Origin of the sequence: Nakamurella aerolata (genome assembly GCF_013002705.1) — a bacterium.
GTDB classification, from domain to species: Bacteria; Actinomycetota; Actinomycetes; order Mycobacteriales; family Nakamurellaceae; genus Nakamurella; species Nakamurella aerolata.
The window spans coordinates 119,301-134,000 of sequence record NZ_JABEND010000007.1; the positions used below are offsets into that span (position 1 = coordinate 119,301).

Below are 14,700 nucleotides of genomic sequence, written 5' to 3' on the forward strand. Positions count from 1 at the left end.
CGGCGCAGCGGTACCACGCTGCCCACCGGCCCAACGGACCGAGAACCATGGCACTACCCCGCCACCGCTCCGCCGGTCCATCGGTTGTTGATTCCGGTTGTTGATTCATCGTGCTGGCCCTGCTGCTTCACCGTCATTGTCATCATCACCGTCGGCAGCAGTCGGTCGCCAGCAATCCCCAGCAGTCAAGCACCTGAAGAAGTCTCGGGAGTCACAGTGCCGCAGTTGCGTTCCAGAACATCGACCCACGGCCGGAACATGGCGGGCGCGCGCTCGCTGTGGCGGGCCACCGGAATGACGGACTCTGACTTCGGCAAGCCGATTGTGGCGATCGCCAACTCCTACACCCAATTCGTCCCAGGGCATGTGCACCTGAAAGACATGGGCGATCTGGTCGCGGGTGCGGTCGCGGAGGCCGGCGGGGTGGCCAAGGAGTTCAACACCATCGCGGTGGACGACGGCATCGCCATGGGCCACGCCGGCATGCTCTACTCGCTGCCCAGCCGCGAGCTGATCGCCGACTCGGTCGAATACATGGTGAATGCGCACACCGCTGATGCCCTGGTGTGCATCAGCAACTGCGACAAGATCACCCCCGGCATGCTGATGGCCGCACTGCGGCTGAACATCCCGACGGTGTTTGTTTCCGGCGGCCCGATGGAGGCCGGCAAGGCCGTGGTCGTCGACGGAGTTGCCTCCACCCCCACCAACCTGATCTCAGCGATCAACGCATCGGCCGCGCCCGACGTCAGCGACGACGGGCTGGCCGCGCTGGAACGGTCCGCCTGCCCCACCTGCGGCAGCTGCTCCGGCATGTTCACCGCCAACTCGATGAACTGCCTCACCGAGGCGTTGGGATTGTCGTTGCCGGGCAACGGATCAACCCTGGCCACCCATGCCGCCCGGCGCGAGCTGTTCCTGCGGGCCGGCGAGTTGGTGGTGGAGCTGGCGCAGCGCTACTACACCGGCGAAGACGGCGACGCGGAGTCGGACGATTCGGTGTTGCCGCGGTCGATCGCCAACAAGGCGGCGTTCACCAACGCGATGGCGCTGGACGTGGCGATGGGTGGGTCGACCAACACCGTGCTGCACATCTTGGCCGCGGCGCAGGAGGGTGAGGTCGATTTCACCCTCGCCGACATCGACGCGCTGTCCCGGCGGGTGCCGTGTCTGTCGAAGGTCGCGCCCAACCACCCGCGGTTCCACATGGAAGACGTGCACAGGGCCGGCGGAATCCCGGCGCTGCTCGGCGAGCTGAACCGGGCCGGCCTGCTGGACGACTCGGTGCACACCGTGCACTCCCCCGACCTCACCGGCTGGCTGGACGACTGGGATGTGCGCGGCGGCAAGGCCACCGACAAGGCCGTCGAGTTGTTCCACGCGGCTCCCGGAGGGGTGCGCACCACGCAGGCATTCTCCACCGAAAACCGTTGGGACAGCTTGGATACCGATGCCGAGTCCGGGTGCATCCGCGACGTGGAGCACGCCTACACCGCCGACGGCGGACTGGCCGTGCTGTACGGCAACCTGGCCGAGGACGGCGCGGTCATCAAGACCGCCGGCATCGACGAGGAGTTGTTCCACTTCGTCGGCAAAGCCATCGTGGTGGAGTCGCAGGAGCAGGCCGTCGACGCAATCCTCGGCAAGAAGGTGCAGCCAGGGCATGTGGTCGTGGTCCGCTACGAGGGGCCGGCCGGCGGGCCCGGCATGCAGGAGATGCTGCACCCGACGTCGTTCATCAAGGGCATCGGTCTCGGCAAGGTGTGCGCGCTGATCACCGACGGCCGCTTCTCGGGCGGATCGTCCGGCATCTCGGTCGGGCACATCTCGCCCGAGGCCGCGTCCGGCGGCAGCATCGGCCTGGTCGAAGACGGCGACGAGATCGAGATCGATGTGCACGACAGGCTTTTGCGCCTGAACGTGCCCGATCATGTACTGGCCGAGCGGCGCGCCAAGATGGAGGCCTCGGAAAATCCCTGGCAGCCGGTCGATCGCGACCGCACCGTCAGCAGGGCGCTGCAGGCCTACGCCAGCATGGCCACCTCGGCCTCCACCGGAGCCGTCCGGCACGTGCCCTCACGCTGAGCCTGGGCTGGCACCGGCTGGCGTCGACCGTGAAGTCTTCCGACCATTCACCTTCGTCCGGCTCGTGGGGCCACAGGGTGGTGACAACGCCGCCGCATCGCTCGACGGACGCGCGGCGTTCGTCGTCGGAGGGTGAGCGGTTCCAGTAGACATCGATCTCGACGTCGGAGAACGCGTCAGCACGTCCCCGGCCAACGCTCCCGGCGATCACGGTGGCGCTGGTACGGCCGCTCGCGGCGTAGCCGCCCGCCACCTGTCGGGCGATCGTCGCGAGCCGCATCGGCCTTTCCTTTTAATCCTTTCAGGGGGTCTGCTCCGCCCGGCAGCTCACCGTCAGTAGCCGCGTTCGGCGGTGACCACGTTCCGCAGTTCGCGGCCGTCCGCGAACCGGGCGAGGTTGTCCAGGACGACGTCAAGGACCCGGGCGGCCGCACCCGGCACCGCTCCGGCGATGTGCGGGGTGATGAACAGGTTGGGCGCCGACCACAGCGGGTGCCCATCCGGCAACGGCTCGGGGTCGGTGACGTCGATCGCGGCGCGCAGTCGCTTGGCGTTGAGCTCGGCCAGCAGCGCGTCGGTGTCGACGATCTGTCCTCTTGCGGCGTTGACCAGCACCGCATTGTCGGGCATCCGGGCGAGAAAGTCCTTGTCCACCAGGCCTTTGCTGGCGTCGGTGAGCGGGATCATCAGGATCACCACGTCCTGGTCCGGCAGCAACTGGGGCACCTGGTCGATGCCGACGACGCCGTCGCGTGCGGTGCGCCCGGCCAGCGTGACGGTGGCGTCGAAGGCGGTGAGCCGGCGTTGGGCGTTGTGGCCGAGGTCGCCGGCGCCGATCACCAGTACCCGCTTGCCGGCCAGCTCGTCCGTGCGGTGCCGGTTCCAGTGCCCCGCCTGCTGATCGGCGACGAACCCCGGGAACTCGTGCAGCACACCCAGCAGTGCGCCCACCGCCCACTCGGCGGTCGACCCGCCGTGCGCGCCGCTGCTGGTGGTGAGCGTGACCCCGTCGGGAACCTTGCCGACCCACACCTCGGCACCGGCCGTCATCAACTGCACCAGCTTGAGGTTAGGCAGGCTGCCGATCAGGTCGAGCACGCTGGTCCCGGCGAGGAAACCGGGGATCAGCACCTCAGCCTGCCTGGCCGCGTCGCTGAGATCGTCGGCGCTGGTGACGGCGCTGATGTCGACGATCTGCAGTGTGTCGCCGGCATGCTGGCGCAGTGTCTCGGCGAGTTCGGAGCTGGCCACGGCGATCACGGTCATCTCTCTACTGTGGCACCGATGTTCGGACGGTCGGCCTCGGGGTCGGGTACCCGGTCTGGGCCGAGATGTCTCTGGCTGAGATGTCTCGGGCTGAGATGTCTCGGGCTGGTCCGCGATGTGCCGGGCTGGCTGAGATGTGCCGGGCTGGCTGAGATGTGCCGGGGATGTGCCGGCTGGGCCGCGATGGTCGGCTGCCGACAACCGCCCGGCTCTCAGGATCGCCCGCTACCGTTGATGGCGATGTCAGCTCGCACCCGCCGCCGCGCCGCAGTGCCGGTCGCCTTCGTGGCGCTCGGCGGCCTGCTGGCGGGTTGCGCGGACTTCTCGTCGGCGGCACCGCCGTTCTCTGCGCAACCGTCGTTGACCGCGCCGATGGTGCGGCCGGTCGAACCAGGCGATCCGTCGGCGTTGCAGCCTGCCGAGCCGCCCGGCAGCACGGCCCCACCGTCGTCCCAACAGCCTTCTTCGGCTGAGCAGTCACCGTCGCCGTCGACCGAGCAGCCGACCCCGCCGTCATCCGCACCGCCCCCGTCGAGTCCCGAGTCGAGCCCCGATGCGAGCCGTCCGGAGTCGAGCCAGCAGACCCCCCCGAGCCGGCCGAGCTCGGCGCCGCAATCGTCCGCCGCCGAGACCGAACCGTGCATGCCGAGCGATCCCGCGGTGATCGCCGCCTGCCTCGATGCCCCCTGGGGTCTTGCGGTGCTCCCGGACGGCCAGTCGGCCCTTGTCGGCGAGCGCACGACCGGGCGGATCCTGTCGATAGCCCAGGGCAAGAAGCCGCAGGAGTATGCGACGGTCGACCGCATCGATGCGTCCGGGACCGGCGGGCTGCTCGGTATTGCGCTTTCGCCCTCGTACGACGAGGACGGCCTGATCTATCTGTACGCGACCACCAAGACCGACAACCGGGTGCTGCGACTGGCTCAGGGCGATACCCCGAAACCGATCTTGACCGGGATTCCTAAGGGCGCCAAGAACAATGGTGGTCGCATCGAGTTCGGCCCGGACGATCAGCTGTACATCGCCACCGGCGATACCGGCTCCCCCGCGGTGGCCTCGCAGCCGGACTCATTGGCCGGAAAGCTGTTGCGAGTGGACGCTTTCGGCAAGCCCTCAAACGGAAACCCTGGCGGCACAGCCGTGTACGCCGGCGGCTTCAGCGATCCCACCGGCATGTGCGCCCGGCCGTCCGGGGTGGCTGTCGTCGACCACCGCAGCCCCGCCGATGTGGTGGTGGATGCCAAGGCGGGCAAGAACTATCGCCAGCTCGGTTCGGGAAGCACGCTGTGGAGCTTCAAGGCGTCCGAGGGTGGCGCGAACGATTGTGCACAGTCGGCGCGCGAGCTGGCATTCAGCTCGCTCACGGCGCAGCGGGCGGTGGCACTGGGGCTCGACCCGCAGGGTGCAGGGTTTGTCGGCAAGCCGGTTCCGTTGGTGGAGAAGAAGTATGGCCGGCTGCTGACCTTGACGGTCGGCGGTGCGACTCCGGACGACCAGTTGTTCTGGGCCACCACCTCCAACAAGGACGGTAAGGGCAAGCCCGTCCCCGCTGACGACAGGGTAATTGTGATCAAGGCCAACTCGGCTGCGGGTGGGGCGGGCAACGACTGAGCCGCGCCGAGCGCGTTGTGGTTGCCTTGCCAGGCTCCTGCTGTCTCGGCCGCTGTCTCCGAGTCTCAGCCCTTGTCGCCCAACGGGTCCGTGAACGCGACCGGCTTGCCGGCGGCCGTTGCGTACGTGATCTCTCTACGGGTGGATTCCCCGATGTAGCCGCCGGGGTTGACCACCAGAACCCGGTCAGCAAGGTCGATCTTGCGTCGATGCAACTCGTCCAGCGCGGCCTTTTGCTCGCTGGTTATCGACTTGGCGGCTTCCTCCATCGCGCTTGAACGGCTCTCGGCGTGGGTAAACACACCTGGCGCGACGACGATGGCTCCCGCGAACGTCAGCTCACGGTTGGCCGCGTGCATCTCGGTCGCGAACCGCGTTGAGCCGCAGATGCAGACAATCTCGGGGCGGTCCGGCACGGTGTGATCCTTCCGATCGAGTTGCCCTGCCCTGGTCTCATCGGGCAGGTCGCTCGATTGTGCCCCGTGCGCTGAACGCCGGATCAGCAACCCGGCCCAGGGTGATCGCCTCGATGGGGCGCTGCGGACGGCACTGGACGTCGACGCCTGGTGCGGCCCGGGCGCGTCCGCTCCGCGCGAGTGTCCGCTCAGCACCGGCACGTCCGGTCGGTGCACGTACATTCGGTCGGCCCTTGCCACTGGTACCGCTGGCTCCCCGGACACGGCACGACCGACTCTGCGCTGGAGTTCCGTTGCAGTCCGCTCAGCACGGGCGCGTCCGTCCGGTCGAGGTCTGCACACGGCGGGGCGCCGGTCACCATTAGATGGTCGGTCAATGTATTTGCCAAGCACCGCCGACCCGGTTGCCCGGATTCGGTTGTCGCTGTGATGACCTCACGACATTGACTTTCATCCGATCGGTGGATCGAACATGCGTACTAGAAGAGGTAATCTGGGTGTGTCACAAGGGGGTGATGTTGATGCTCAACCGGAAGCCGGTTCGGGTTGGTGCTGTGCGGGTTTCGCACGCGGTGTTCCAGCGGTGGTGTACGGCGTTGGGGGTGCTGCAGCCGGGGTCGGGTTTGGTTGCGCATCTGGAATCCCGCCCGCCCACGGCGGCCTTGCTGGCCGCGCGGGGTGAGTCGTCTACGGTGCCCACGCCGACCACCGGCGCCACTGGTACCGCTCCGTCTCCTCGTGCCAGCGCCGCCGCGGGCGATGTCGATACCGCCGACCCTAGCGCCGCTCCATCCTCCAGTGCCGGCACCGGCGCCCGCAGCAGCGGCGACTCGGGGAACGCCGACGTCGATAGGCCGCGCGCGGCCGCGCATCGTGCCGAGAGTGCTTCATCCAGCAGTGCCGGTACTGGCGCCCGCAGCGGCGGCGACTCGGGGAATCCCGAGGTGGATAGCCCGCGCGCTGCGACCCGTAACGCTGAGCCGGTGAGTGCTGAGGCCGATAACCCTGGCGCTGCCAGGTCCGGCGCCGATGATGCCGACGGTGCCGCTGATGCCGACGGTGCCGCTGATGGTGCTGGTGGTGTTGCGGGGGTGGTGTTGCACGGGAATGTGCTGCTGGATTCGGTGGTGGCTCGGGAGCGGGTGATTCGGCATTTGCAGGCGCAGAACGCTGCCGACCTTGGCGAGCTGGCCCGGAGCTATGTGGGGGTGCGGGAGTTCCTGGACACCGAAGTCGCCGGTGCGTTGACGATTTCTGAGCGTGCCGCCGCCACCCAGATCACGATCGCCGAGCAGCTGCGGAAAATTCCGGTCACCTGGGCGGCGTGGAACGCCGGGGAGATTGATCTACCGAAAGTCCGCTACCTCGCCGAACAAGTGGAGCAGTTGGACGAGGCGACAGCGCGACTGTTGGAGGAGCGGATCTATCCCTCCGCCGTGGATAAACCGATGGCGTTGTTCCGCCGCCAGGTCCGCAGAGTGTTGCTCGGGCTGAACCCCGACCACGCCCAGGAATCCCATGAGGAGGCCGTCGCGCAGCGGAATGTGTCGTGTGTGCCGGGTGAGGATGGGATGGCGCAGCTGGTGTACTACGGCCCGGCGCAGGACGTGGAGGTGGTGTGGCGGGTGTTGACCGTGATGGCCGACACCGCGAAAACCCCCGACGACTCCCGCGGGATCGATGCGCGCCGCGCGGACTGTCTGGTCGACCTGTTCCACCACGTGGTCGAGCACGGCCTGCCCGGCGGTGCCCAGCTGAGCGTCAAGCAGCGGTCGAAGGTGCGGTTGCAGGTGACCATGCCGTACACCGTGCTGACCGGCGGTATCGGGGTGTGCGAGTTGGACGGGTACGGGCCGATCACCGCCGCCCAAGCCCGCGCCATCCTCGCCCGCACCCCCACCGGCACACCGACCAGCGCGGGCATTGGTGGGCGAGAAGTGAACCAGGGCAACAACAATGGAAGCGCTCGACGGCCCGGCGGTGACGGTCGAGCCGGCCGAAGACCCGACAGTCCCCGGGGAGCAGACAGCAGACCCGCCGCTCCCAGGGACAGCGCGCAAAAGCCGAATAAGCCGAGGGGTGGCGGTGCGGCCGTAGGTGATGGTGGTCTGCTTGTGCAGCGTTTGGTGTGTGACCCGTTGGACGGGTCGTTGCTGGATGCCACCCGGATCGCGGGGTATGTGCCGCCGGAATGGCTCGCCGAACAGATCCGCATCCGGGACCGCACCTGCATCGCACCCGGCTGCCGGCAACCCGCCGCCCGCACCGAAATCGACCACCGCATCCCATACCAGGCCGGCGGAGCCACCAGCGCGGACAACCTGAACCTGCTGTGCAAACACCACCACCGCGCCAAAGACGGCGGCGGCTGGACCCTCACCCGCACCGCCGACGGCACCTACCACTGGACCTCACCCCTGGGCCGCACCCACACCAGAGAACCCGAAACCTGGTGGCAACCAACCGAAACGACAGGAGACCGCCCTGCCGACTCGATCGACCAGAGCGTCGCGGCCAATGATGGCGGCACCGATCAATCCGACAGCGCCGTAGGCGAGCGAAACCTCGACGAAGCCTCCGGGCCCGCAACGACTCCGAGGGTGAACACCCCGCCTCCTGACGGGCCGGACACCGGCACATCACCAAGCACATCGATCAGCAATGATTCGGCGAGCCGGCCCGCGCCCGAGAGCGGGCCGCCCCACCCGGCCGCCGGCGCCCTACCCGACGACCCGCACATCGACGACACCCCACCCTTCTAAACACCGTCGCAGGCCGGAGTCGCCTGCTGCAGTCCTAGAGATCAATCAGGAGCGCCAAGCGATGCAAGCGCCGCAGCCTGATGCCAATGAGCGCCTCAACCCCCCGACGCGTCAGCTCCCGTCGACGCCCAGCGTGGCGAGGATCAGCTCGCGCACCCGCGCGGCGTCGGCTTGTCCCTTGGTGGCTTTCATCACGCCACCGACCAGCGCCCCAACGGCTTGCACCTTGCCGCCACGGATCTTGTCGGCAACTGCCGGCTGCGCGGCGATCGCCTCGTCGACGGCGGCCTGCAGCGCGGAATCGTCGCTCACCACCGCCAAGCCCTTGACCTCGACGATGGCATCCGGCTCGCCCTCGCCGGCGAGCACTGCGTCCACCACCTGCCTGGCCAGCTTGGTGTTCAGTGAACCCTCACTCACCAGCGTGCTGACCCTGGCCACCTGCTCCGGCGTGATCGGCAGCTCGGCCAGGCTCACCCCGCGAGCGTTGGCCGCCTGGCCAAGGTAGCTGCCCCACCACGACCGTGCCTCGGCCGGCTTCGCGCCCGCCGCCACGGTCTGCTCGACCAGCGAAACACCGTCCGCCGCAACCAGATCGCGCATCTCGAGGTCGGTGAATCCCCACTCGGACTGCAACCGACCGCGCCGCACCCACGGCAGCTCGGGCAGCTCGGCGCGCAGCTCCTCCACCCAGCCCGCGTCCGGCGCCACCGGCACCAGATCCGGCTCGGGGAAGTACCGGTAATCCTCGGCGGTCTCCTTCGAACGGCCCGCGTTGGTGGTACCGGTCGCCTCGTCGAAATGCCTGGTCTCCTGGGTGACAGTGCCGCCGGCCTCCAGCAGCGCACCCTGCCTCGTCATCTCGTACCGGACGGCCCGCTCCACGCTGCGCAGCGAGTTCACGTTCTTGGTCTCTGTCCTGGTACCGAGCTCGGTCGCATCCTTGCGCATCAGCGACACATTCGCGTCGCAGCGCAGCGAACCCTGATCCATCCGCACGTCCGACACCCCGAGCGAGAGCAGCAGATCGCGCAGTGCCGTCACATAGGCACGCGCCACCTCCGGCGCCGACTTCCCTGTCCCGGTAATGGGTTTGGTGACGATCTCGACCAGCGGCACCCCGGCCCGGTTGTAATCCAGCAGCGAGTATTCGGCGCCGTGGATCCTGCCGGTCGAGCCGCCGATGTGCGTGGACTTTCCGGTGTCCTCCTCCATGTGCGCGCGCTCGATCTCCACCCGCACCGTCTCGCCGTCGACGTCGACATCGAGGTAGCCGTCGAAGGCGATCGGCTCGTCGTACTGCGAGGTCTGGAAGTTCTTGGGCATGTCGGGATAGAAATAGTTCTTCCGGGCGAACCGGCTCAGCGGCGCGATGCTGCAGTTCAACGCCAGCCCGATCCGGATCGCGTACTCCACCGCCCGCTCGTTCACCGCCGGCAGCGCGCCCGGCAGCGCAAGGCAGACCGGGCAGACATGGGTGTTGGGCGCAGCACCGAACGCCGTCGGGCAGGCGCAGAACATCTTGGTCTCGGTACCGAGCTCGACATGCACCTCCAGGCCGAGCACCGGGTCGAACTTCTCGATGACCTCGTCGTAGTCCATCAATTCTGGATCGAGGGCAGTGCTCATGATGCGCGCTCCTGCGTAGCTGCCGACTCCGGTCCGGCCGGGGTTCCCAGCGGCGGAACTTGTTGCGGCACGGAACTTCCGTGCTCGGCGATGTAGGCGGACTCGAACGCCGCGGCGACCCGGTACATCTTTTCCTCACCCAGTGCCGGCGCCATGATCTGCAGCCCCACCGGCAACCCGGTGTCCTGCGCCAAACCGCTCGGCACGCTCATCGCCGGAATACCGGCCAGCGAACCCGGAATGGTGGCGAGGTCGTTGAGATACATCGCCATCGGGTCGTCGGCCTTCTCCCCCAAGGCGAATGCCGTCACCGGCGACGCCGGCGAGATCAGCACATCGGCCGCGTCGAAGGCCGCATCGAAGTCACGGCGGATCAACGTCCGCACCTTCAACGCGCTGCCGTAGTACGCGTCGTAGTAACCGGCCGACAAAGCATAGGTGCCCAACATGATCCGGCGCTTGGTCTCGGCGCCGAAGCCGGCGCCCCTGGTCGCGCTCATCACCTGCTCCGCGGTCTCCATCGGCTCGCCGATCGCCGAGGTGTCCACCCGCAGGCCGTAACGCATGGCGTCGTAACGCGCCAGGTTCGACGAGCACTCACTGGGCAGAATCAGGTAATAGGCGGCCAGCCCGTACTCGAAATGCGGGCAGTCCACCTCGACGATCTCCGCGCCGGCCGCGGCCAGCGTGTCGACCGCCCGCCGGAACGACGACAGCACCCCGGCCTGGTAGCCGTCACCGGACAACTGCCGCACCACGCCGATCCGCATCCCGGCGACACCGTCGCGCTGACCACGGCGAACCGCGTCCACCACGGACGGCACCGGCTGCGGGATCGAGGTGGAATCCCGCGGGTCGTGCCCGCCGATCACCTCGTGCAGCATGGCGGCGTCCAGCACCGTCCTGGCGCACGGACCCACCTGATCCAGCGAGCTCGCCAGCGAAATCACCCCGTACCGCGACACCCCGCCGTAGGTCGGTTTGGCCCCCACCGTTCCGGTGACGGCCGCCGGCTGCCTGATCGACCCGCCGGTGTCCGTACCGATCGTCAGCGGCGCCTCGAACGCCGCCAGCGCCGCCGCCGAGCCACCACCGGAACCGCCCGGAATCCGATCGAGATCCCATGGATTGTGGGTCGGCCCGTATGCGGAGTTCTCGGTCGAGCTGCCCATGGCGAACTCGTCCAGGTTGGTCTTGCCGAGAATGACGATCCCGGCCGCCCGCAGCCGATCGGTGACGGTGGCGTTGTACGGCGGGATCCAGCCCTCGAGCATCTTCGAGCCCGCCGTGGCCGGAACGCCCTGCTGCACGACAATGTCCTTGAGCCCCAACGGAACTCCGGCGAGCGACGAAGCCGGCTGCTCACCGGCGGCGCGGGCCCGGTCAACCTGCTCGGCCTGCTGCCGCGCCAACTCCCCCGATACATGCAAGAACGCATGCACCTGCGGTTCCGCTTCGGCGATGCGATCCAGATGTGCCTGCGTCACCTCGACGGCGCTCACTTCACCTGAGGCGATATCTGCGGCCAACTCCGCCGCAGTGCGCCTGGTGAGATCGGTTGCTGCGCTACTGGTCACGCTCACTGCTCCTCGCCCAGAATCTGCGGAACCCGGAACCGCCCGTACTCGCTCGCCGGTGCCCCGGCCAGCGCCGCGGCATGGTCGAGCCCGGGACGCACCTCGTCGGCCCGGTACACGTTGGTCAGCGGCACCGCGTGCGTCGTCGGTTCGATGTCGGTGACGTTGGGCCCGGCCACCTTCGACACCCGCGCCACCGAGTGCAGGATCACGTCGAGCTGACCGAGGTAGAGGTCGATCTCCTCGTCGGTCAGGTCGAGCCGAGCCAACATCGCCAGGTGGGCAACGTCGTTCTTGGTCAGCGCGGGCGCGTCGCCGGTCGCCGCCGCTTCTCCTGACGCCCGCTCCGCCGCCAACGCCGGCTGCTCGCTCGGTTGCGGTTGTGGGGACTGCGCCGACGGAGACGGGTGTCCCGGATGCGACTGCGCCGGCGCCGGCGCTGCTGCCCCGGTCGGATCCGGCTGTCCGCCGCTGGTCGGTTCGCTACTCACGCGCTCTGCTCCCGGTTGCTGACTTGATGGCGGTCACCGGCGCGGTCCCAGGCCGGACGGGCAACGTGCCCGCTGTCCTGCGACCGTTGCCTGCCGTTGACACCGACACCCTGTTCGGTGGCCGGCGGCGCCACGCCTACTGCTGGCAATCCTAGTGGCCGCGCGGGGGACGCCGGTGCCCCCCGCCACCCGGCCACCCCGCCCGACGGTGGGCACCGCCGGCCGCGCCGCACCAGGCATGATCGACTCAGCAGTCCACGCCAGGCACCGGCCGACCCGGCGGTGCAAGCCATCAGCCCAGGAGGCAGCCATGTCGTTCGTGGTTCGGCTGGAGCTGCCCGACCGGCCCGGCGCGCTCGGTGCGGTGGCGACGGCCCTCGGCACCTTCGGCGCCGACATCCTGGCCATGGACATCGTCGATCGGGCCGGCGGCCGCGTCGTCGACGACTTGGTGGTGGTGCTGCCCAAGGGGCGCGCCCCCGACACCCTGATCACCGCAGCCGAGTCGGTGCCGGACGTGCGGGTGGAGTCGGTCCGCCCCGATCCCGGCGTCGCCGACGCGCATCGGGAATGGGAGTTGGTCGAGGCCATCGCAGCCGACCCTGCCCATGCCGTCACCCGGCTGGCGGAGCTGTTGCCTGACGTGTTGCGGGCCGGCTGGGCCGCGGTGGTGCAGGTGCAGCCGGACCGCTCGGTCGACGTGCTCGCCGGTGGCGGCGGAGTGCCATCGTTCGACGGCGTTCCACCCGGCTGGGCGCCACTGACCCGCCCTCGCAAGCTCGACACCGACGAGCGGTGGGTGCCGGAATCCTGGCGCATGGTCGGCACCGAGCTGGCGGCAGCACCGCTGGGCTCGGCCGAGCGTGCGGTGCTGATCGGCCGGCCGGGCGGACCGGCGCTGCGACGCTCGGAGGTGGGGCGGCTGGCGCACCTTGCCATGCTCACCGCGGTGATCTCCGGGCTGGTCCCCGGACTGGGCGACTGGGTCGGGCCGGAACGCCACGGGCCGGGACACAACAGCTAGGCGCACACGCCGAGTCGCGCGTTCGGGAGCCGAGAGCCGGGCCGGGCCAGAACCGGACCGGGCCGTCACGCGACCGGACGCGCACTCGAGCTGTGGAACGGCCCACACCGCAACAACAAACCCTGCGGGGATCGAGCGAGCCCGACGCCCGGCCGACAGTGATAGCTGTTCAATGGATCCAGCTCGATGGATCCGGCGAGTCCAGCACTCAGCCCAGAGTGATAGCTGTTGAATGGATCGGGCCGCGCCAGTGCCGACGGCAGCAGCCGACGGCAGCAGCCGGCACCAGCTCCGGCGCCAACGGCAGTAGCCGGCAGCACCAGCACCGACAGCTCCCGCCGACAGCACAGGCCCGCAGCACCAACCCGCACCACCAGCACCAACCCGCAGCACCAGCAACAAAGGAGACTCCCGTGCGCTCTCGCACCGCCAAGCTGTCCACCATCGCCGCCACCTGCGGCGCAGTGGTGCTGTCCGCCTGCTCCAGCGGCACCGACGCCGCCCCGGCAACCGTGACCGCGAAGGTCACCGTCGCCGACACCCAGCCCGGCAGAACCCAGTCCGGCAACACCCAGCCCGGCAGCACCCAGCCCGGGGCCGGCGGCACCGGTTCGACTGACGCCGGTGGCCCGGCAGCGGCCGGCTCCGGCGGGTCCGGCACCGCACCGGCCTCATCTGGCGCGACGGGCAGCAAGCCGGCAACCGACACCTCGTCGAGCGCACCTGCCACCGCCACCAAGGCGGGCACGGCAAGTTTCGACAACCCGGTGGACGGGCAGAAGCTGCCAGACGGGTTCGTCCCGCACAAGCTGAAGCCGGGACAGAAACCGCCGCAGTTCGTTGTGGTCAGCTTCGACGGCGTCGGCTGGGACGAGAAGTGGCAGTACTGGTTCGACATCTCCAAGAAGGTGCCGTTCCGGTTCACCGGTTTCCTGTCCGGCACCTACCTGCTCTCCGATCAGACCAAGCTGAACTACCAGCCGCCCAAGCATGATCGCGGCAGCTCGGACATCAACTGGAATCTCCCGGAAGACCTGCCGGTCGAGATCGACGATCTGAACAGCGCCCTGGCGGCGGGCAACGAGATCGGCACCCACTTCAACGGCCACTTCTGCGGCGCCGGCGGTGGCAGCGAGTGGACCGAGGCGGACTGGAACCAAGAACTCGACCAGTTCTTCTCGCTGCTGGCCAATTACCAGAAGAACAACAACATCTCGAAGAAACTGAACCTCACCAAGGACGACATCAAGGGCGAGCGCACCCCGTGCCTCGAAGGCACCGAGGAGGCGCTCTTCCCAGCGCTGAAAAAGCATGGGCTGGAATACGATTCGTCGTTCACCAAGCGCGGGATCTCCTGGCCCAAACAGTCACCCAAGTACAAGATCTGGCAGATCGGCATGGCCGAGTTCCCGATGCACGGCACCATTACCGGCAACACCGACCTGCCGCCCGAGGCCCGCACCAATCATTTCCAGATCACCATGGACTACAACTTCTGGTACAGCCAGGAGCAGGCCAGGTCGGCCAGCCCCGAACAGTCCAAGAAGGATTCGCAGCAGGTGGTCGACACCTACCAGGACATGTACGACGCCACCTTCAACGGCAACCGGGCCCCGCTGATTCTCGGCAACCACTTCAACCAGTGGAACAACAACGCCTACTCGGACGCGATCGGCGCCTTCGTACTGCAGACCTGCGGCAAACCGGACACCCAGTGCGTGCCCTTCCGCGATCTGATCGCCTGGATGAAGGTGCAGGACCCGGCGCGTCTTGCCCAGCTGCAGAATCAGCCGCCGGAACTGGGTAAGGGCAACGCCGGCTGAGTCTGCACCCGCTATG

10 protein-coding genes are annotated in these 14,700 nt (G+C 68.4%); 5 read left to right on the forward strand and 5 right to left on the reverse strand.

Translation table 11 applies throughout. The annotated features are described in order from the left end of the window. Window positions 1-216: 216 nt before the first annotated feature. Entirely contained in the window at window positions 217-2,085 is a 1,869-nt protein-coding gene (ilvD, locus tag HKD39_RS12940) for a dihydroxy-acid dehydratase (RefSeq protein ID WP_171200292.1), read from the forward strand. 333 nt (window positions 2,086-2,418) lie between these two features. Here ilvD and HKD39_RS12945 read toward each other — a convergent pair whose 3' ends face one another. Further along, entirely contained in the window at window positions 2,419-3,351 is a 933-nt protein-coding gene (locus HKD39_RS12945) for a 2-hydroxyacid dehydrogenase (RefSeq protein WP_171200293.1), read from the reverse strand. A gap of 240 nt (window positions 3,352-3,591) precedes the next feature. On the opposite strand from HKD39_RS12945, the gene HKD39_RS12950 reads away from it, so the two are divergent. Beyond that, window positions 3,592-4,962 carry a PQQ-dependent sugar dehydrogenase gene (locus tag HKD39_RS12950; RefSeq protein WP_171200294.1) on the forward strand — a complete coding sequence of 457 codons (1,371 nt, stop codon included), beginning with the start codon at window positions 3,592-3,594 and terminating at the stop codon, window positions 4,960-4,962. A gap of 65 nt (window positions 4,963-5,027) precedes the next feature. Here HKD39_RS12950 and HKD39_RS12955 read toward each other — a convergent pair whose 3' ends face one another. Beyond that, a complete protein-coding gene (locus tag HKD39_RS12955) occupies window positions 5,028-5,378 on the reverse strand; it encodes a hypothetical protein (RefSeq protein WP_171200295.1) in 351 nt (116 codons plus the stop codon). A gap of 983 nt (window positions 5,379-6,361) precedes the next feature. Here HKD39_RS12955 and HKD39_RS20585 point away from each other — a divergent pair. Then, entirely contained in the window at window positions 6,362-8,140 is a 1,779-nt protein-coding gene (locus HKD39_RS20585; RefSeq protein ID WP_171200296.1) for a DUF222 domain-containing protein, read from the forward strand. 111 nt (window positions 8,141-8,251) lie between these two features. Here the strand turns inward: HKD39_RS20585 and gatB are convergent, their stop codons facing one another. Genes gatB through gatC form a run of 3 tightly spaced genes read right to left on the reverse strand, consistent with a single transcriptional unit; the run spans window position 8,252 to window position 11,648 of the window. After that, the gene (gene gatB, locus HKD39_RS12965; RefSeq protein WP_171200297.1) at window positions 8,252-9,769 is read right to left on the reverse strand and encodes an Asp-tRNA(Asn)/Glu-tRNA(Gln) amidotransferase subunit GatB; all 1,518 of its coding nucleotides are present in this window, start codon (window positions 9,767-9,769) and stop codon (window positions 8,252-8,254) included. Beyond that, window positions 9,766-11,346, reverse strand: a complete 1,581-nt coding sequence (gatA, locus tag HKD39_RS12970) for an Asp-tRNA(Asn)/Glu-tRNA(Gln) amidotransferase subunit GatA (RefSeq protein WP_171200298.1) — start codon at window positions 11,344-11,346, stop codon at window positions 9,766-9,768. The genes gatB and gatA overlap by 4 nt, the downstream gene beginning before the upstream one ends. 2 nt (window positions 11,347-11,348) lie before the next feature. Then, window positions 11,349-11,648 carry an Asp-tRNA(Asn)/Glu-tRNA(Gln) amidotransferase subunit GatC gene (gatC, locus tag HKD39_RS12975; protein WP_343074715.1) on the reverse strand — a complete coding sequence of 100 codons (300 nt, stop codon included), beginning with the start codon at window positions 11,646-11,648 and terminating at the stop codon, window positions 11,349-11,351. 499 nt (window positions 11,649-12,147) lie between these two features. On the opposite strand from gatC, the gene HKD39_RS12980 reads away from it, so the two are divergent. After that, the gene (locus tag HKD39_RS12980) at window positions 12,148-12,861 is read left to right on the forward strand and encodes an ACT domain-containing protein (protein ID WP_212754513.1); all 714 of its coding nucleotides are present in this window, start codon (window positions 12,148-12,150) and stop codon (window positions 12,859-12,861) included. A 413-nt stretch (window positions 12,862-13,274) separates the two neighbouring features. Further along, a complete protein-coding gene (locus HKD39_RS12985; protein ID WP_171200299.1) occupies window positions 13,275-14,684 on the forward strand; it encodes a polysaccharide deacetylase family protein in 1,410 nt (469 codons plus the stop codon). Window positions 14,685-14,700 lie beyond the last annotated feature (16 nt).

Coding starts and splice junctions, on each gene's coding strand:
- gatB (WP_171200297.1), bottom strand. CDS start 9,769: ATGAGCACTGCCCTCGATCCAGAATTGATGGACTACGACGAGGTCATC.
- HKD39_RS12980 (WP_212754513.1), top strand. CDS start 12,148: ATGTCGTTCGTGGTTCGGCTGGAGCTGCCCGACCGGCCCGGCGCGCTC.
- HKD39_RS12950 (WP_171200294.1), top strand. CDS start 3,592: ATGTCAGCTCGCACCCGCCGCCGCGCCGCAGTGCCGGTCGCCTTCGTG.
- HKD39_RS12945 (WP_171200293.1), bottom strand. CDS start 3,351: ATGACCGTGATCGCCGTGGCCAGCTCCGAACTCGCCGAGACACTGCGC.